The organism is Ensifer sp. 4252 (assembly GCF_050434565.1).
Classification (GTDB): domain Bacteria; phylum Pseudomonadota; class Alphaproteobacteria; order Rhizobiales; family Rhizobiaceae; genus Ensifer.
Window position 1 is genome coordinate 867,705 of record NZ_JBNDIU010000001.1, and the last position, 18,060, is coordinate 885,764.

The following is an 18,060-nucleotide window of genomic DNA, read 5'->3' on the forward strand; positions in this document are numbered from 1 at the left end:
GGCCCCTTGCAGGTCCAAGGCTCGCCATCTGATCTTGACAAGATAACCTTCATCGCCCGATAATTCCATATAATAAAATCAAGTTCCACATATCGGAACGATGAAATCTGCGAGCGCCCCGGAACGGCGCGAATGGGGAGTGCCGGACCGATGCCGTTGCCTGCGGCCCAATTTCATGACCTGAGAGATCGCTGTATCCTTTTAACCGGCGGTGGCGCCGGCATCGGTGCCACGCTCGTCGAAGGCTTTGTTCGCCAAGGCGCCCACGTCGCCTTCGTCGACATCGACGAGGCCGCGAGCCGAGAGCTCGCCGACAGGCTGTCCGTCGAGACCGGATACAGGCCGCTCTTCATTCATGCCGACCTGCGCGACATCGACGCGGTGAGGCGGGCCGCCGAAACGGCCGCGGCATCTCTCGGCGCGATCCACGTGCTCGTCAACAATGCCGCCCGCGACGACCGGCAGCAGCTCGAAAGCGTCACCGAAGAGAGCTGGGACGAAAGCCAGGCCGTCAATCTCAGGCACCTGTTCTTCATGAGCCAGGCGGTGGCGCCGCACATGCGGCGTGCCGGCGGCGGATCGATCGTCAACTTCTCGTCGATCGCCTTCCTGCTCAACATGGGGGAAATACCGGCCTATGCGACGGCCAAGGCGGGCATCATCGGATTGACGAAGTCGCTTGCGGGCAAGCTCGGCCCCGACAACATCCGCGTCAATGCGATCCTGCCCGGCATGATCGTTACCGAGCGTCAAAAGAAACTCTGGCTCGACGAAACGGCGATCACAGCGATGCTGGAGAAACAATGCCTGAAGCGAAGCCTGACCGCCGAGGACCTCGTCGGCCCGTGCCTTTACCTGGCATCCAACTGTTCTATGGGCATGACGGCCCAAACGATGATCATTGACGGAGGCGCACTTTGATGACCGCAGCCTATTATGCCGCAGTCGACTGGGGAACCACGAGCTTCCGGCTCTGGATCATTGCCGAGGACGGCACGGTGCTTGCCGAAAGGCGCAGCGGCGAAGGCATGACCACGGCTGCCAAGACCGGCTTTTCAGCCGTTCTGGAAGCGCACCTGGCGGCGGTTGCCGCACCAACACACCTACCCGTCATTATCTGCGGCATGGCGGGTGCCAAGCAGGGGTGGCTGGAGGCCGGTTATCTCGACACGCCCGCTGCCCTCTCGACAATTGCCGTGGGCGCCGTTGCGGTGCCCGATGTCGGGCGCGACATCCGTATTCTGCCGGGTCTGGCCCAGCGCGACCCGCAACATCCCGACGTCATGCGCGGCGAAGAGACCCAGTTGCTCGGCGTTGCCGGCAGCCTTGGCGACGGCCGGCACCTCGTCTGCATGCCCGGAACCCACAGCAAATGGGTGCGGCTTGATGGCGGCAAGGTCACCGGTTTCTCGACCTTCATGACCGGCGAATTGTTCGACGTGATCTCCAAGCATTCCATTCTCAGCCACTCGGTCGCGGATGCGCAGGTTTTTTCCGGCGACAATCCCTCGTTCCTCGCCGCCGTCGCTGCCGCGTGCGCCAACCCGGCGCTCGCCACCAATCTGACGTTCGGCGTGCGCGCCGGCCAATTGCTGCGTGGCACGACGGCGACCGACGCCAAGGCGACGCTGTCGGGCACGCTGATCGGGCTTGAGATCGCCGGCGCGCTGGCAGCGGCCGGAACCGTCGATAGCGTCTGCCTCGTTGCCTCCGGCTCTCTCGGCGCGCTCTACCGCGCAGCGCTTGCAAGCCTCAATCTTAGCCCGCGGATCGTTGATGCTGACGAGGCCGTGCGCGCCGGCCTTTCGACTGCCGCACAGGCAATCTGGCCCCTCTGACCGAAAGACTGCTGATATGAACCGTATCCCCTTCCCACCGATGAAATATCCGCTGGTCGCCATCCTGCGTGGTCTCAAGCCCGAGGAAACCGAAGGCGTCGTCGGCACGCTGATCGAGGCGGGCTTCACCGCGATCGAGATCCCGCTCAACTCGCCCGACCCGTTCCGATCGATCGAGACCGCCGTGAAGATGGCGCCGGAGGGCTGCCTGATCGGCGCCGGCACGGTGCTGACGACGGCACAGGTCGAGCAGCTTGCCGATGTCGGCGGACGGCTGATGGTCAGCCCCAACGTCGAGCCGTCGGTGATCCGGCTGGCGGCGCAAAAGGGCATGGTGACCATGCCCGGCGTCTTCACCCCGACGGAGGCGCTCGCGGCCGCCGCGGCCGGCGCCACCGGCCTCAAGTTCTTCCCGGCAAGCGTGCTCGGCCCTTCCGGCATCGCCGCTATCCGCACCGTGCTGCCGACCGATGTCGAAGTGGCGGCCGTCGGCGGCGTGTCAGAGGAGAATTTCGCCGATTATGCCAAGATCGGCATCAGAAGCTTCGGGCTCGGGTCAAGCCTCTACAAGCCCGGCATGAGTGCCTCCGACGTCGGCAAGCGCGCCGTCGCGACAGTCAAGGCCTACGACGCCGTCTACGGAGCACGATGATGAGCGATAGCATTCCCTTTTCCGGCAGCATCCTTTGCGAATCGACCTCGATCCTCGGCGAGGGGCCGACCTACGACCCCGGCAGCGGCACCGCCTGGTGGTTCAACATCAAGGGCCAGGAACTGCACGAACTGCATCTCGAAACCGGCCGCAAGACCGTGCACGCGCTTCCGTTCCTCGGTAGCGTCCTTGCCGTCATCGATCCGTCCCGACAACTGATCGCTTCCGATCAGGGGCTTTTCCTGAGAGATACGCAGACAGGCGCGTTCAGTCTCGTAACGACGCTGGAGGACAAGCCCGGCAATCGCTCGAACGACGGCCGCGTTCATGCTTCCGGTTCGCTGTGGATCGGCACCATGGGCCGCAGCGCCGAAAAGCAAGCGGGCGCGATCTATCACGTCGCCGGCACAAAGGTGACGAAGCTCTATGATCGGATCACCATTCCCAACAGCATCTGCTTTTCGCCTGAGGGAACCGTTGCCTATTTCGTCGACACCGATGTCAACCACCTGATGCGCGTCGACATCGATGCGGAGACCGGACTTCCGACGGGCGAGCCCGGCCTGCTCGTCGACAGCAGCGGCGAGGCCGGTGGCATCGACGGCTCGGTTTGCGATGCCGACGGCCTGATCTGGAATGCCCGCTGGGGCAGCGGCACAGTCGACGTCTACAGGCCTGACGGCGTACGCGTCGCGCGCTATGCAGTGCCGACGACGCAGCCGAGCTGCACGGCCTTCATCGGGCCGAAGGCCGACCGCATGCTGGTGACATCGGCCTGGCAGGACCTGGGCGAAGCGGCGCGCGCGGCCGATCCGCATGCCGGCAAGACCTTCGAACTCGGCGTCAGCGTCAAGGGCCGGTTCGAGCCGTCTTTCCGCCTCTGAGCGGAAGCCCTTGGCGAAACGCCAATAAAAAGTCATACAATTCGTCCACGCGATCAATCGCATGGTGAGGAGGAAGCTCGCATGAGCGACAAGAAGAAAGAACTGCGCAGCCGTCATTGGTACGGCGGCACCCACAAGGATGGTTTCATCCATCGCTCCTGGATGAAGAACCAGGGATTTCCGGACCACGTCTTCGACGGTCGTCCGATCATCGGCATCTGCAATACCTGGTCGGAACTGACCCCGTGCAACAGCCACCTGCGCATTCTGGCCGAAGGCGTAAAGCGCGGTGTCTGGGAGGCCGGCGGCTTTCCGGTCGAGTTTCCGGTTTCCTCGCTCGGCGAAACGCAGATGCGGCCGACGGCCATGCTCTTTCGCAACCTGCTGGCGATGGACGTCGAGGAGGCAATCCGCGCCTATGGCATCGACGGCGTGGTGCTGCTCGGCGGCTGCGACAAGACAACCCCCGGCCAGCTGATGGGCGCGGCTTCGGTTGATTTGCCGACGATCGTCGTTTCCTCCGGGCCGATGCTGAACGGCAAGTGGAAGGGCAAGGACATCGGCTCGGGCACCGACGTCTGGAAGTTTTCAGAAGCCGTACGCGCCGGCGAGATGAGCGTTCAGGAGTTCATGGCGGCCGAGAGCGGCATGTCGCGTTCGCCCGGCGTCTGCATGACCATGGGCACGGCCACCACCATGGCGTCGATCGTCGAGGCGATGGGCCTGTCGCTGCCGACCAATGCCGCCCTTCCCGCTGTCGACGCACGCCGCATGGCGCTGGCGCACATGACCGGCAAGCGCATCGTCGAAATGGTGCATGAGGATCTGCGCCTGTCGAAGATCCTGACCAAGAAGAATTTTGAAAACGGCATCATCGCCAACGCGGCGGTCGGCGGATCGACCAATGCGGTCGTGCACATGCTGGCGATCGCCGGCCGTGCCGGCGTCGATCTCTGTCTCGAGGACTTCGACCGCGTCGGCGGTCAGGTGCCGTGCATCGTCAACTGCATGCCATCCGGCAAGTATCTGATCGAGGATCTCGCCTATGCTGGCGGTCTGCCGGCCGTGATGAACCGCATCCAGCACCTGTTGCATGCGGATGCGCCGACGGTGTTCGGCATGCCGATCAGCCGATACTGGGAAGACGCCGAAGTTTTCAACGACGACGTCATTCGCCCGCTCGACAATCCGCTACGGGCAGCCGCCGGCATTCGCGTGCTCAAAGGGAACCTTGCGCCGAACGGTGCGGTCATCAAGCCGTCGGCCGCCAGCGAACATTTGCTGGCGCATGAGGGCCCGGCCTATGTCTTCGAGACGATCGAGGACCTGAAGGCCAAGATCGACGATCCGGACCTGCCTGTGACAGAGGATACGATCCTCGTGCTCAAGGGCTGCGGCCCCAAGGGCTACCCCGGCATGGCGGAAGTCGGCAACATGCCGATCCCGCGCCGGCTGGTCGAAAAGGGTGTGCGCGACATGGTGCGCGTTTCGGACGCCCGCATGTCCGGCACGGCCTTTGGAACCGTGGTGCTGCATGTCAGCCCGGAATCGAACGCCGGCGGACCGCTGGCGATCGTCAGAACCGGCGACCGCATCCGGCTCGATGCGCTGAAGGGCGAACTCAACCTGATGATCAGCGACGAGGAGTTTGCAGCCCGCATGGCCGCCTGGCAGCCGCCGGAGCAGAAATGGACCCGCGGCTACTACAAGCTCTATCAGGATACGGTGCTTCAGGCAGACAAGGGCGCCGACCTCGATTTCCTCGTCGGCGGAAGTGGCAGCGAGGTTCTGCGCGAAAGCCATTGAGGACTGGCGTTGCACCAAGCGGCACTGGCGTGGAAACCCCGTCGTTTCGGCGGGGTTTTCTTTTATCCAGCCATCGATCTGCGACCGATCCGCAACTCTGTGGCCGGCGCCAAGGTGCGCAGGCGCGACCAGGTCTCGTAGCCATGGATGGCGAGACCCACCGCAATGAAGAGTTCCTTATATTCGGTCGGATCCCATATGCGCACGAGTTCGTGCGCCTGAAGCACGAACAGTTCCTGGATCGCCACGATCAGGATGGCGCCGACGGTCAGCACGATGAATTCCCGCCACAACCCACCCCGCAGTGCGAGATCGGCAATCACCAGCAGGATGATCACCGTCATCATCACCATCATCTGGGTCGGCAGCATGCTCCAGTTGTCGCTGTTGAAGGCCGCCATCGGTGCGCTTGCTGCCAGCACCAGGACGCTGGGCGCGAAAGCTTCGAACCGTCCGAGCGCAAACCCTTTGCGAAGGTAAAGCCAGATAAAGGGCGCGAGCGTCAGCAACACGAAGCTGCCGGTGTAATAGAGCAGCTCGGAGAAGCCGGTCGAGATGTTGTGCAGGTTCAATTCCTGCTGCTTGTTGAGACCAAGCAATGCGTCGGGCGTGGAAATGCTGAACACCCGTTGCATCCAGGATATCTCTTCCATGCCGACGACGAAGAGGATGCAGCTGAAGGATGCCGCAGCGCCGGCCACGAGCCATGCGATGCGATCGGCGCCACCGCGCGCCGCGCGCAATTGACCGATGGCCGCTGACGCGAAGAACACGCTCGAGGCAAAAATCAACAGGGCGGAAAGCCACTCGAAGACGTTATCCTCGCGGGCCAGGGCACTGAAGGTCGCGGCATCGACGCTGAAAAGCAGGGCGGCGGCGGCGGCGAAGACCAGCATGGCGATGCAGATCCACAGTTCTCGGCGCGAGGCCAGCCGAAGCACGGGCGCGCCGAGCCAGGATGCATCACGCGTAAACCCCTGAATAGCCGCAAGCGACAGGCTGAGCGCCACCCATGCATGCCAGAGATTGTAGGGTTCGACCTCAGGCACTCGCTCCGAAAAGTAGCGTACGCCGAACAGGCTGCGCTCGATCCCGACAAGGCAGACCATTACCAAAACGGAAAGCAGGGAAACGGAGAGAAATCGCCGCGGCAGAAACATGGAGAACCGTCCAGATCAACAGGACGGAATATCCACAAAGGATACCTTTCGCTGTCCTCCGCAAGTATCGGCAAGAACACTCAAGATTGTATGAATGTAAAGAAGCAATCAATAAATCACTAAAATACGGAGCTGGAGTGATGAAGGTCTGATATCTGGCGAAAGATGAGCCGCCGCCGTCGGCGATATTGATCAGCAGCCATCGGAAGCCGGCGCATGACTGCCGCAGTTACGGCACGATCACTTCAAGTTTTTCTGGAACCGTTTCTGCCGCCGGGCGTTGCTTTGGTATCACCGGTGCGGTGGAAACCTGTCGACCATCAGGACCGCGCCTTGATCGACAACGTCAAGGAAAGGCAGTTTGACATGACCAAGAAACTTGTATCTTCCGTTGCGGCCGGTGCGCTTATCGCGAGTGTTGCGTTCGCGCCGATGACCTTCGCTCAGGACGCTACTCAGCCTAAGCCGGCCGAGCCGCAGACGATGGAAACGCAGCCGGTTCCGGGTGCCGAAGCACCCGCTGATCAGGTGCAGACGACACCACCGGCAACCACCGACGCACCAGCCGACATGGCTCAGTCTGACGGAACGTACCTGACCGAGCAGGCCGCCGACCAGATCGCGACCAGCACCTATGTCGGCCAGACCGTTTTTAACGCCGGCGACGAAAAGGTCGGCGAGATTAACGACCTGATCATCAAGAAGGACGGCGGCGTTGAAGCCGCGGTGATCGGTGTCGGCGGCTTCCTGGGTCTCGGCGAGAAGAATGTTGCGGTCCCGTTCGATCGCATCGAAATCTCCGAGCAGGCCAATACGGATGCCCTAAAGCTGACAACGACGGAAACCGCCGAAACCTTGAAGGCGGCTCCGGAGTTCAAGACCAAGGCGCAGCAGGTTGCCGAACAGAACGCCAACCAGCCGGTTGACACGTCGACGACCTCGTCAACAGGAACGGCCCCGGCTACCCCGATGCAGCCGGCACCGGCTGAGGGTACCCAGCAGTAAGCTGGATTAAGAAACGACCAGGAGACGGAGCGGCGGTTTCACCGCCGCTCTTTTTGTTCACACAAGCACGCCGTAGCGCAGCGCGTCGTAGATGCCGGCATGGATGTTGCGGCTGGCGACGGCATCGCCAATGCGGAACATATCAAAGCCCGCGCCCGGGTTGCGCAACTGGATCGGGTTTTCGCCGCGAAGCAGCGCCTTGTAGTCGATGGCGCCCAGATTGCGAGAAAGCGGCTTCAATTCGCGATAGAGATCGTCCATCGGCACGGTGCCGTGCTCGACCACCACCTGGGCCACGCGGCGCTCGCTCGATGCCATTTCGGAGAAGTCGGATCCGAGCGTCGCCACCAGCCCATTGCCGTCCCGCCGAACCGACCGCAGGCGGGTGTTGATCGTCACACGTACATTGTGATCCGCGAACGCCCTGGCATAGGGCACATGGTTCATACCGCCAACTTCCGGTGCGAACATGCGCTCCGGGGAAACAATCTCAAGCGCGACGCCAGCGCGTGCGATGAGTTCGGCCGCAGTCATGCCGCTATGGGCGCCGTTGTCGTCGTAGAGCAGCACCGGTCCTTCCGGCTTGATAGTACCGGCAATGATATCCCAGCTTGATACGACCAGATCGTCGCCTGCCTCCAGCGCCGGGTTTTGCGCGATGCCGCCGGTGGCGACGACGACAAGATCGGGCGAGCGCTCCAGAATATCGCCTGCGCCGGCAAAGACGTTGTAGTGAACAGGCACGCCAAGCCGCTCCAGTTCCGACAGCCGCCAGTCGACGATGCCGATCAGCTCCCTGCGGCGCGGATTGCGCTGGGCAAGCAGGATCTGCCCGCCCGCTTGCCCAGTTGCCTCCAGGATTTCGACCGAATGGCCGCGCTCGGCAAGCACACGCGCCGCCTCAAGGCCGGCCGGACCGGCACCGACGACCAACGCCTTTCGCTTCGGCCCTTCGCTTCTGGAGATGACGTGCGGCACGATCGCCTCGCGCCCGGTCGCCGCATTGTGAATGCAGAGCGCGCCGCCGCCCTCGTAGATGCGATCGAGACAATAGGTCGCGCCGACGCAGGGACGTATCTCGGCTTCCCTGCCCTCTTCGATCTTCCTGACGATATGCGGGTCGGCGATATGGGCGCGGGTCATGCCGACCATATCGAGCTTGCCCTCGGCGATCGCATGGCGTGCAGTCGCCACATCGGCGATGCGGGCCGCATGGAAAACCGGAAATTTGGTTGCCGCCCTGATTTCACCGGCAAAATCGAGATGCGGCGAGGCCGCCATGCCCTGGATCGGGATCACCTTGGTCAGCGGTGCATCATGGTCGATGTGCCCACGGATGATGTTGAGGAAATCGACCTTGCCGGAGTTTGCCAGACGGCGGGCGATCTCGATGCCCTCCTCTTTCGAAAGGCCTTTATCCCAATCCTCGTCGGCGACCATGCGCATGCCGACGATAAAGTCGGGGCCGACGGATTTGCGGATGGCATCGAGCACCATGTCGGTGAAGCGCAGGCGGTTGTCGAGCGAGCCGCCGAAATTATCGTCGCGATGGTTGGTCGCCGGCGACCAGAAGCCGTCGATCAGGTGGCCGTAGGCCTCAAGCTCGATACCATCAAGGCCGGCCGCCTGCATGCGGGCGGCGGCTGCCGCATAGTCGCCGACGATGCGCTCGATATCCCAATCCTCGATCTCCTTGGGAAAGGAGCGGTGCGCGGCTTCGCGTACCGGCGAGGCGGAGAGAACCGGCAACCAGTCGCCCTTGTTCCAGCCGGTGCGGCGGCCGAGATGGGTGAGCTGGATCATCACCGCGGTATCATGCTCATGACAGTCATCGGCGATCTTCTTCAGCCAGGGCACGATCTCGTCACAATAGGCATGGAGATTGCCGAAGGCAGGCGGCGAATCCTCCGAAACGATGGCGGATCCCGCCGTCATGGTCAGCGCCATGCCGCCCTTGGCCTTTTCAAGATGATAAAGGCGATAGCGATCCTTCGGCATGCCGTCTTCTGAATAGGCGGGCTCATGGGCCGTCGACATGATCCGGTTCTTGAGCGTCAGGTGTTTGAGGCGGTAAGGCTGGAGCAGCGGGTCTTTCGGCAGCGTCATTTCTGTTCCCTTGAGCGCCGCCTGTCCGCCGAGGTCGGCCGGGGGACGCTCCATCATTCTTGTTATGCGCATTCTCAAGGAAGGCTCGGCGTCGGCTCAGTACCAGGCGTCCGCCATGCCATTCTTGCGACGAGAGACATAGTCCGTCAAAGCGTCGTCGATCGCCACGTCCAGCGGCGGCGCTTCGTATTCGGCCAGCGTCTTCTTCCAGCTCCGGTTGGCCCGCACCGCCATGTCGGTTCCGCCCTCTTCCGTCCATTTTTCGAAGGGCTCGTTGTCGGACAGGCCTGAATCCCAGAAGGCGGTCTGATAGTTGCGCATGGTGTGGTCGCAGCCGAGGAAATGGCTGCCGGGCCCGACCTGCAGGAAGGCGTCCATGGCCAGCGTGTTGTCGTCGACGACGACGCCGGCGAGATAGGAATGCAACGCGCCGCAGAAATCCGTGTCCATGACGAATTTTTCGTAGGACATCGCCAGCAGCCCGTCGACGAAGCCGGCCGAGTGCAGGATGAAATTGGCCCCGCAATGCACCGCCGACAGCATCGACATGACGCCTTCCTGCATGGCCTGGGCATCCGGCAGCTTCGAATTCGAGAAGTTGCCGGCACAGCGCAGCGGCAGACCGAGCCGGCGTGCGAGCTGGCCGACAACCATGCTGCCGATCGCCGGTTCCGGCGTGCCAAAGGTCGGCGAACCGGAGCGCAGTGACATGGACGACAGAAAGTTGCCGAAGATGACCGGCGCGCCTTTGCGCTCCAGCTGGGTCAAGGCGCAGCCGGCCAACGTTTCGGCATAGGATTGCGCGATCGCTCCGGCATTGGTGACCGGCCCCATGGCGCCGCCAAGGATGAAGGGGACGATGACCGCAGCCTGGTTTGCCCGCGCATAGGCGCGCAAAGACTTCGTCATGGTGCCGTCCCAGACGAGCGGCGAATTGACGTTGACGTTACCGAGGATGACACAGTTGGCATCAACGAAATCGCGTCCGAAGAGAATGCGCGCCATCTCGATCGAGTCTTCGGCACGGTCTTCCGCGGTGATCGAGCCCATAAAAGCCCGGTCGGAATATTTGATGTGGCTATAGACCATGTCGAGGTGGCGCTTGTTCACCGGAACATCGACCGGCTCACAGATCGTGCCGCCGGAATGGTGCAGCCAGGGGCTCGACTGCGCCAGTTTTATCAGGTTGCGGAAGTCTTCGATCGTGCCGTAGCGCCGGCCGTTGTCGAGATCGGTAACGAAGGGAGAGCCATAGGCCGGCGAGAAAACGACGTTGTTGCCGCCGATTTCGACGCTGTGGGTGGGATTGCGGGCATGCTGGGTGAACTGACGTGGTGCGGAGCGCAAGATTTCCTTCAGCATGCCGGGTTCGAAGGTCACCCGGACGCCATTCAGCTTGGCACCGGCGCGTTTCCAATGCTCGATAGATGCCGGATCGTCGCGAAATTCGATGCCGACTTCGGCAAGGATGCGGTCGGCAATCTTCTCGATCCGGAGCAGGCTTTCCTCGCCCAGGATATCGTAGGTCGGAATGTTGCGGATGATGTAGGGGACGCCAAGGCTCTTGGCGCTGACACCGCCGCGCTGCGGTCTTGAACCCCGTGTCCGTCTCGGTGCTTCACCCGCTGTCGCAGCCACCATTTCCATCGCCGTCCTCCCATCATTCACAGTCATGGTATTGACGAAAAATCACGTTGTAACGCTGGAAAAAATTGAGCCATGCGATAAGCCTAAGTTATGGAAAATCTCCGTCGCCTGCTCCCTTCGGCTGCAAGTCTCATCGTCTTCGAGGCTGCCGGCCGCCATCAGAATTTCACCCGCGCCGCCAACGAGCTCGGCATGACGCAGGCGGCGGTCTCCTACGCCATTCGCGGGCTGGAGGAGCAGCTGGGCGTGCCGCTCTTCCACCGCGTGCATCGCGCCGTAGAGTTGACGGAGGCGGGCGAGAAATTCCATGCCGACGTCTCGGTCGGTCTGTCACGGATCCAGAAGTCGGCAGAAGACATCCGCTCCAAGGGGCGCGAGACCAATGTGACGCTTGCCGCATCGACCGCTTTTGCCTCGATGTGGATGCTGCCGCGCCTCAACCGCATGCGCGAGGATCTGCCGGAGATCGATCTGAGGATACAGACGAGCGTGCGCGATCTCGATCTCGACGAAGAGCCGATCCCGCTTGGCATCCGCGGCGGCGACCCAAGCCATTGGCCACGCTACCATGCGGCGCTTCTGGCCGAGGAGGTCGTCAATGCGGTGGCGACGCCGGCCTATATCGAACAGCATGGACTGCCAAGCAAGCCGGCCGATTTGCTGCACCACAACCTCATTCATCTCGAAGAGCCTGTGCGGCGCGCCTGCGACTGGACCGAATGGTTCGCCAGCGCCGGCCTTGCCTACCCGCCGCAGGCGCGGCGTCTAGCGATCAACGACTATGTCCTGGTGATGCAGGCGGTGCTATCAGGCGAAGGGGTGGCTCTCGGCTGGGAACACCTGACCGATCCGCAGGTTCGCTCCGGCGCGCTGGTGCCGGTCTGCGGTCACGTGCTGAAGACAGGGATGGCCTTTTATGTCGTCTGGCCGCGCTCGCGCGAGCTGAACAACCAGGCGCGACGGGTCAGGGATTGGTTGCTGGCGGAGGGCACGCGAAATCGAGCTGAGGATGCCAAGGACTGAAACCTGCGATTACGGCAGCGTCTAGAGTTGGGCTGCGACACCGCGATAGCGGTCCGAGAGGTAGCGCATCGTCGCAACGGCGTCGGCCGGCTTGCCGTAGAAGTAGCCCTGGCCCATGCCGCAGCCGAGCGCCTTCAACTTCAACGCCTCGGAAAAGTCCTCGATGCCTTCGGCAACGACCTCAAGCTCCAGGCCTTCGCACATCGACACGATAGCCTTGATGATATGCTCGGAGGCCCGGTCGGCCGAAATCCGCGACACGAAGGCCCGGTCGATCTTGACCTTGTCGAAGGAGAAGTCGCGAAGGCGTCCAAGGCTCGACTGCCCGGTGCCGAAATCGTCGAGCGAGACACGCACGCCTGCCGCCCGAAGCTCGGTCACGATCTTCTGGGCGGTCTCAGCATCCGCCATGACGGCGGTCTCGGTAATCTCCAGTTCCAGCCGCCGGGGGTCCAGGCCAATCTGGTTGATGATCGTCAGGAGACGCGCGCTTGTGGCCGGGTCCATCAACTGTGCCGACGACAGGTTGAACGACAGGAACAGCTCCTTCGGCCAGGCGAGTGCCGCATGCGCGGCCTTCCGCAACAGCGTTTCTGCCAGCGATTCGATGAAGCCGCGCTCTTCTGCCAAAGGCACGAAGACAGCTGGCGAAACGTAGCCGAGATCGGCATCGCACCATCTGGCCAGGGCTTCGAAGCCGACGACGGCGTCGTTGCGCAGATCGACGATCGGCTGGAAATGCACGTCGACCTCGTTGGCGATGATCGCGTTGCGCAGCGCCTGCTCCAGCTGCGTCGCCCGTTTCATTTCCTGGGCGATTTCCTGGGAATAGACGGTGATCTGACCGCGGCCGCGACGCTTGGAACGATAAAGAGCCGTATCGGCGCTTTTCAGCAAATCTTCGAAGACCTCGCCAGCAAAGGGATAGACGGCAAAACCAAACGAGGCGGAAAGGCGCACATTGCGATCGCCGAGATCGAAGGGCGCCGACAGCACTTCCTTCAACATCTGCCCGACCTTCTCGGCCCCCTTGCGCTCGAAGACGAGCGGCAGGACGAAGGCGAATTCGTCGTTCTCGGAGCGAATGATTGTCGCGCCTTCAGGCGCGCAGGCTTGCAGCCGATGGGCAACCTGGCAGAGGATCTCGTCGCCGGCGCGTGGGCCGAACAGATCGTTGATCGGCTTGAAACCGTCGATATTGGCCAGACCGATGGTAAAGGGCGCGGGATCGCTGGCGCGCTCTTCGGCAAGATCGCAAACGGTCTTGCGCAGCTGGCGCGCATTGCCGAGCCCGGTCAACGGATCGATCGAGCCGTCGATAGGCGGAGCGTCCCTGCCGATGCGGTGATAGGGGGTTTCGCCCGACATCATCGGCCAAGCCCCCGGATTTCAAAAGAGCCAGCCCGTCCGCGCCGGGCAGCCGACAAGGCAAGCCGGTCCGCGGAGCGATGGCGCGCTTCCGGCAAGGTTCCGACGTTGACGGCTGAGGGGCTGCGATGCATTCCGGAGGGGCTCTACACTTTTTGGCAATACGGTGCAGAAGATCGCAATCGGGGGTTAACAATCCGATATCGGCTCGCTCCAAGATCTGCCATCGACATCCCCAATTCTAGCGAGTTGACACGATTTCCGTTCAACCTGTCGCTCGCATGGCCCTTACCGGCATGAATTTTCGCAGCACGGCCTCGATCATATCGGGGCTGACCGGCTTCATGATGTGATCATCCATGCCCGACGCCTTGCACTGCTGGAGATCGATATCGAGGGCCTGAGCGGTCACGGCGATGATCGGCGTTCTATCGCCTCTCGCCTTTTCCGCTGTTCGAATGGCGACTGCCGCATCGAAGCCGTTCATGACAGGCATGGACACATCCATGAGGACGAGCGCCGGTTGAAGCTCGTGCCACAGCTCGACGGCCTCGCGACCGTTGGCTGCAATACGATGGGAGACACCGAGCCCTTCCAGTATCTGCGCGAAAACGAACTGGTTGATCTGGTTGTCTTCAGCAACAAGGACGTCGACCTGTGAAACCGGCACGGACACTGCGCCCTCGTCCTCAAAGGAGATCGACCAGTCCGATTGCAGCAGTGGCGAGGCTTGCGGGCGCTCGGCGCAAACACGGAAAACCTCGGTCAGAACAGCAGCGGCGTCCTGATCGGCTTCGACGGTGACGACGGGGCAATTGCGCCAGGCGGCCGGAACATGCTGACCGTCCGGAAAGGCGCTGTCGAGGAGCAACACGTCGAGCTTCAGGCCGGCGCTATCGGACGCCATGCCGAAGGCAGTCAATTCGTCGAGGTTGCGCACCGCACAGGCTTCCAGGCCCGAGCCGCGCAGACGCGCGACGAGCCGGTCTTCCGTCAACCGATCGGCCGAGGCAAGCAGAACGCGCAGACCGCGCGCCGGAAGGGTCTCGATCATCGATCCCGCCTCGACCAGTTGCTGCACGTTCAGCGCACGAAACGGATCGTAGAAATTCTGGGCCGGCGCAAAGATGCTGTAGTCGTTGATCTGGAGACCGCCGGAGGGAGCGGAACCGTCCTCGGAGCCATTGTACCAGCCGGCGATATCCGTCACGTCGTTCATGCAGGTCACGACGAAATGGCGGCCGGGCATGCCGACGCGATACTTGCGGGTGAGAACCCAGAGGTCGCTGCCATCGGCGCGGACGATATGCTCCGCCTCCGAATGCGACTTGCCGGTTTCAAGCACGCGCCGATCGGACTGCTCGAACCGTTCGGCAAGTTCGCTGTCGACCAGATCCCAGGCCGAACGACCGAGGATAGCCTCCTGGGAAAGATCATGGATGAGGCAGAAGGCCTTGTTGACGGCGATGTAGTTGAGGTTGCGATCCTTGACGCAGATCGGATTGGGCTGAGCATCGAGGATCTCCTCGGTCAGCTCGACCCGCTCGAGATCCGTCTGCAGTTGCTCGTCGCGCTTCCTCTGATCGGAGACATCGATGATGGACAGGATGCCGATACCGCTGGAGAGACGGCGCTTGCGCATGGAAACCCAGCGCGTACGGCCGGCGCGCTCGACATTCTCGTAGCGCTCGCGCCAGTGCAGCGCCATATGCTCGGCAATCCAGTCCTCGCGGTTCGTCCGACGCCGGCTGTTTTCGGGAACGGTTCCGGGGCGAACGCCGGTGTCGTAGACGGCGCCAAGGAAATCGCGCAATCGCGTTCCCGGCAGCAGCATCTCGGATGGAACGGGGAAATATTGTAGCATGGTGCGGCTGGCAAAGAGGATGGTGTCGTCCCGGCCGCAGACAAGCATCGCTGAGCCGAGCGCATCGCAGCTCGACTCAAGAATGATCCTGTTGATGTCCGCGCCGTTTGGCGCCCCATCGTTCATTGCGCTGTCCTCACTCGCCTACTGCATGTTTACTTAAATCGTCTCCGATTTAAGGGCAAAAGCATGCAGCCAATCAAAGTGCTACAGCGACCTTAGCGCATCCAATAAGACGCGCGGCGCTGTAGCGGCGGTTTCATTTCGGGACATGCTGGGATGGCCTTGGAAGGCGCCTCTTCGAGCGGGGTGACACGACGTCCAGCAACGCCGTAGTGCTCCAAAGACAAAACCCGTGATCATTCAGGTTGTTGTGGAAAATCGCAGCAGAATATTAAGGGGCAATTAAATCTCGGTCTCATTTTTGGGCGCACCAATGGGTTGCATAACCAAAGCCCGATAATAGAAGACGTCAGACGGGGACAGAGCTGTATTTCCGCTTCCGTTCCGTCCCCGAATCCGGGAAAATAGAGCATGGCCATCAAGCAGCTCTCCGAGACCCTCATCAATCAGATCGCCGCCGGCGAAGTCATCGAACGCCCGGCCAGTGCCGCCAAGGAACTGATCGAAAACGCGCTCGATGCCGGTGCGACCAGGATCGAAATCGCCACCGCCGGTGGCGGCAAGACGTTGCTGCGCGTGACCGACAATGGCGCCGGCATGCAGCCGGCCGATCTGGAGCTGGCCGTCAAGCGGCACTGCACCTCGAAGCTCGACGACAACCTGTTCGATATTCGCACGCTCGGCTTTCGCGGTGAGGCCCTGCCTTCGATCGGATCGGTCTCCCGGCTTTCGATCACCACCCGGACGGCTGGTGCCCCCGAAGGCGCCGTCATCTCGATTGCCGGCGGCAGGACGGATCCCGTTCGCCCGTCGCCCGCCAATACCGGTACGGTCGTCGAAGTCCGCGACCTGTTCTTTGCGACCCCTGCCCGGCTCAAGTTCATGAAGTCGGAAAAGGCAGAGGCGTCGGCGATCTCGGATGTGGTGCGGCGCATGGCGATCGCCTTTCCGAAGGTGCGCTTCGTGCTGTCGGGATCGGATCGGACAACACTGGAGTTTCCGGCGACCGGCGACGACCGGCTCGCCCGCATGGCCCAGGTGCTCGGCAAGGACTTCCGCGACAACGCCATCGAGATCGATGCCGCGCGCGAGGACATAAAGCTGACCGGCTTTGCCGGCGTGCCGACCTACAACCGCGGCAACTCGCTGCAGCAATATGTCTTCGTCAACGGTCGCCCCGTCCAGGACAAGCAACTGTTGTCCGCCATTCGCGCGGCCTATTCCGAAACGATCCCGCATGGCCGCTATCCCGTGGCGGTGCTGTCGATCGCGCTCGACCCGGCGCTCGTCGACGTCAACGTGCATCCGGCGAAGTCGGATGTCCGCTTCCGCGATCCAGGCCTCGTGCGCGGGCTGATCATCGGCGCCATCCGCGAGGCCCTGGCGCGGGAGGGCGACCGGGCGTCGACGACAAGTGCAAGCGGAATGATGCAGGCGTTCCGCTCAGGGCAATACCGGCCGCAGCAGCCCTGGAGCGCGGAAAGCTCGCCCTACCGGCCAGCGCATTTCGACACCATGCTTCGCGGTCTGTCCGAGGCACCACAAGCAAGCTTTACCGCTTTCTCGGCTCCGTCGGCTCGCACAGCTTCGCCTTCGGTCGAGCCTGAGCGGGCGATCGCAGACGCGCCGGCACCGCAATCCTTTCCGCTCGGTGCCGTGCGCGCCCAGCTTCACGAAAACTACATCGTCGCACAGACGCAGGACGGCCTTGTCATCGTCGACCAGCACGCCGCCCATGAACGCCTCGTGTTCGAAACCATGCGAACGGCGCTGCATTCAAAGCCGGTCGCCGCCCAGGCATTGCTGATCCCGGAAATCGTCGATCTTTCCGAAGACGATTGCGATCGACTGATGACGCATGCAGACGAGCTGGGTCGCCTCGGCCTCGGCATCGAGCGCTTCGGCCCCGGCGCCATCGCCGTGCGGGAAACGCCGGCCATGCTGGGCGAGATGGATGCCGCAGGCCTCGTGCGCCAGCTTGCCGACGAGATAGCCGAATGGGACACGGCCAACGGGCTTGCAAGCCGGCTTGAATATCTCGCCGCGACGATGGCCTGCCATGGATCCGTCCGTTCCGGCCGCCGGATGCGCACCGAGGAAATGAACGCGCTGTTGCGCCGGATGGAAGCGACGCCCGGGTCCGGCCAGTGCAATCACGGTCGGCCGACCTATATCGAGCTGAAGCTCTCCGACATCGAGCGACTGTTCGGCAGGAGCTGACCCGCGAGGCTCCGGCACGGCGAAATGCGCTGGCATTTTACCGGGAGCCGGGCTAGATCAAACAGCAGACCATGAAGACGGAACGGGCTTAGAAGATGATGAACCGGTTTGAAGGAAGCGCCTCGCGCGAAGCGAAGATCCGTTATCTCGACGGCGACTTTCAGATCGTTCTTGCCGGCTCGCACGTCATCTGCGCGATGACGGGCAAGACCATCCCGGTCGACGAACTGCGCTATTGGAGCGTGGCCCGCCAGGAGCCCTATGTCGACGCGGAAGCGTCGCTCGAGGCCGAAAAGCGCGCAGGCGCCCTGCCGAACCAGCGCCGCTAGATCATTTCATTGCTTCGTTGAAACAGTGGAATGAT

14 protein-coding genes are annotated in these 18,060 nt (G+C 62.5%); 9 read left to right on the forward strand and 5 right to left on the reverse strand.

The genetic code is table 11. The features are described from left to right. Window positions 1-150 precede the first annotated feature (150 nt). From ABIE33_RS04310 to ABIE33_RS04330, 5 genes are all read left to right on the forward strand, one after another. Entirely contained in the window at window positions 151-921 is a 771-nt protein-coding gene (locus tag ABIE33_RS04310; RefSeq protein WP_429121820.1) for an SDR family NAD(P)-dependent oxidoreductase, read from the forward strand. After that, complete coding sequence (locus ABIE33_RS04315) at window positions 921-1,838, forward strand: 2-dehydro-3-deoxygalactonokinase (protein ID WP_429121823.1); 918 nt, start codon at window positions 921-923, stop codon at window positions 1,836-1,838. The genes ABIE33_RS04310 and ABIE33_RS04315 overlap by 1 nt, the downstream gene beginning before the upstream one ends. Before the next feature lie 16 nt (window positions 1,839-1,854). Then, window positions 1,855-2,490, forward strand: a complete 636-nt coding sequence (locus ABIE33_RS04320) for a 2-dehydro-3-deoxy-6-phosphogalactonate aldolase (RefSeq protein WP_429121826.1) — start codon at window positions 1,855-1,857, stop codon at window positions 2,488-2,490. Beyond that, window positions 2,490-3,374, forward strand: coding sequence for an SMP-30/gluconolactonase/LRE family protein (locus ABIE33_RS04325; protein WP_429121829.1), 885 nt, complete (start codon window positions 2,490-2,492; stop codon window positions 3,372-3,374). The genes ABIE33_RS04320 and ABIE33_RS04325 overlap by 1 nt, the downstream gene beginning before the upstream one ends. Before the next feature lie 81 nt (window positions 3,375-3,455). Continuing rightward, window positions 3,456-5,180 (forward strand): IlvD/Edd family dehydratase, encoded by a 1,725-nt coding sequence (locus ABIE33_RS04330; protein ID WP_429121832.1) that lies wholly within the window; start codon window positions 3,456-3,458, stop codon window positions 5,178-5,180. 62 nt (window positions 5,181-5,242) lie between these two features. On the opposite strand, the gene ABIE33_RS04335 is transcribed toward ABIE33_RS04330, so the two are convergent. Next, a complete protein-coding gene (locus tag ABIE33_RS04335; protein ID WP_429121835.1) occupies window positions 5,243-6,340 on the reverse strand; it encodes a hypothetical protein in 1,098 nt (365 codons plus the stop codon). 366 nt (window positions 6,341-6,706) lie between these two features. Here ABIE33_RS04335 and ABIE33_RS04340 point away from each other — a divergent pair, with 366 nt between their 5' ends. After that, window positions 6,707-7,345 (forward strand): PRC-barrel domain-containing protein, encoded by a 639-nt coding sequence (locus tag ABIE33_RS04340; protein ID WP_429121838.1) that lies wholly within the window; start codon window positions 6,707-6,709, stop codon window positions 7,343-7,345. A 57-nt stretch (window positions 7,346-7,402) separates the two neighbouring features. On the opposite strand, the gene ABIE33_RS04345 is transcribed toward ABIE33_RS04340, so the two are convergent. Together ABIE33_RS04345 and ABIE33_RS04350 are read right to left on the reverse strand one after the other, a co-directional pair. Beyond that, complete coding sequence (locus tag ABIE33_RS04345; RefSeq protein WP_429123092.1) at window positions 7,403-9,451, reverse strand: NAD(P)-binding protein; 2,049 nt, start codon at window positions 9,449-9,451, stop codon at window positions 7,403-7,405. A gap of 96 nt (window positions 9,452-9,547) precedes the next feature. Beyond that, a complete protein-coding gene (locus ABIE33_RS04350) occupies window positions 9,548-11,098 on the reverse strand; it encodes a trimethylamine methyltransferase family protein (RefSeq protein WP_429121841.1) in 1,551 nt (516 codons plus the stop codon). A gap of 90 nt (window positions 11,099-11,188) precedes the next feature. Here ABIE33_RS04350 and ABIE33_RS04355 point away from each other — a divergent pair, with 90 nt between their 5' ends. Further along, the gene (locus tag ABIE33_RS04355; RefSeq protein WP_429121844.1) at window positions 11,189-12,121 is read left to right on the forward strand and encodes a LysR substrate-binding domain-containing protein; all 933 of its coding nucleotides are present in this window, start codon (window positions 11,189-11,191) and stop codon (window positions 12,119-12,121) included. A gap of 21 nt (window positions 12,122-12,142) precedes the next feature. Here ABIE33_RS04355 and ABIE33_RS04360 read toward each other — a convergent pair whose 3' ends face one another. Both ABIE33_RS04360 and ABIE33_RS04365 read right to left on the reverse strand, forming a co-directional pair. Continuing rightward, window positions 12,143-13,489, reverse strand: coding sequence for a putative bifunctional diguanylate cyclase/phosphodiesterase (locus tag ABIE33_RS04360; protein ID WP_429123095.1), 1,347 nt, complete (start codon window positions 13,487-13,489; stop codon window positions 12,143-12,145). Window positions 13,490-13,754: 265 nt separating this feature from the next. Further along, window positions 13,755-15,479, reverse strand: a complete 1,725-nt coding sequence (locus tag ABIE33_RS04365; protein WP_429121847.1) for a response regulator — start codon at window positions 15,477-15,479, stop codon at window positions 13,755-13,757. A gap of 408 nt (window positions 15,480-15,887) precedes the next feature. On the opposite strand from ABIE33_RS04365, the gene mutL reads away from it, so the two are divergent. Beyond that, window positions 15,888-17,696, forward strand: a complete 1,809-nt coding sequence (mutL, locus tag ABIE33_RS04370) for a DNA mismatch repair endonuclease MutL (RefSeq protein ID WP_429121850.1) — start codon at window positions 15,888-15,890, stop codon at window positions 17,694-17,696. 95 nt (window positions 17,697-17,791) lie between these two features. Then, window positions 17,792-18,025 carry a DUF2093 domain-containing protein gene (locus ABIE33_RS04375; RefSeq protein ID WP_053250845.1) on the forward strand — a complete coding sequence of 78 codons (234 nt, stop codon included), beginning with the start codon at window positions 17,792-17,794 and terminating at the stop codon, window positions 18,023-18,025. Window positions 18,026-18,060 lie beyond the last annotated feature (35 nt).

Excerpts from the sequence above, each read along its gene's own strand:
- ABIE33_RS04310 (WP_429121820.1), top strand. The coding sequence starts at position 151 with ATGCCGTTGCCTGCGGCCCAATTTCATGACCTGAGAGATCGCTGTATC.
- ABIE33_RS04315 (WP_429121823.1), top strand. The coding sequence starts at position 921 with ATGACCGCAGCCTATTATGCCGCAGTCGACTGGGGAACCACGAGCTTC.
- ABIE33_RS04320 (WP_429121826.1), top strand. The coding sequence starts at position 1,855 with ATGAACCGTATCCCCTTCCCACCGATGAAATATCCGCTGGTCGCCATC.
- ABIE33_RS04325 (WP_429121829.1), top strand. The coding sequence starts at position 2,490 with ATGAGCGATAGCATTCCCTTTTCCGGCAGCATCCTTTGCGAATCGACC.
- ABIE33_RS04330 (WP_429121832.1), top strand. The coding sequence starts at position 3,456 with ATGAGCGACAAGAAGAAAGAACTGCGCAGCCGTCATTGGTACGGCGGC.
- ABIE33_RS04335 (WP_429121835.1), bottom strand. The coding sequence starts at position 6,340 with ATGTTTCTGCCGCGGCGATTTCTCTCCGTTTCCCTGCTTTCCGTTTTG.
- ABIE33_RS04340 (WP_429121838.1), top strand. The coding sequence starts at position 6,707 with ATGACCAAGAAACTTGTATCTTCCGTTGCGGCCGGTGCGCTTATCGCG.
- ABIE33_RS04345 (WP_429123092.1), bottom strand. The coding sequence starts at position 9,451 with ATGACGCTGCCGAAAGACCCGCTGCTCCAGCCTTACCGCCTCAAACAC.
- ABIE33_RS04350 (WP_429121841.1), bottom strand. The coding sequence starts at position 11,098 with ATGGAAATGGTGGCTGCGACAGCGGGTGAAGCACCGAGACGGACACGG.
- ABIE33_RS04355 (WP_429121844.1), top strand. The coding sequence starts at position 11,189 with ATGGAAAATCTCCGTCGCCTGCTCCCTTCGGCTGCAAGTCTCATCGTC.
- ABIE33_RS04360 (WP_429123095.1), bottom strand. The coding sequence starts at position 13,489 with ATGTCGGGCGAAACCCCCTATCACCGCATCGGCAGGGACGCTCCGCCT.
- ABIE33_RS04365 (WP_429121847.1), bottom strand. The coding sequence starts at position 15,479 with ATGAACGATGGGGCGCCAAACGGCGCGGACATCAACAGGATCATTCTT.
- mutL (WP_429121850.1), top strand. The coding sequence starts at position 15,888 with ATGGCCATCAAGCAGCTCTCCGAGACCCTCATCAATCAGATCGCCGCC.
- ABIE33_RS04375 (WP_053250845.1), top strand. The coding sequence starts at position 17,792 with ATGATGAACCGGTTTGAAGGAAGCGCCTCGCGCGAAGCGAAGATCCGT.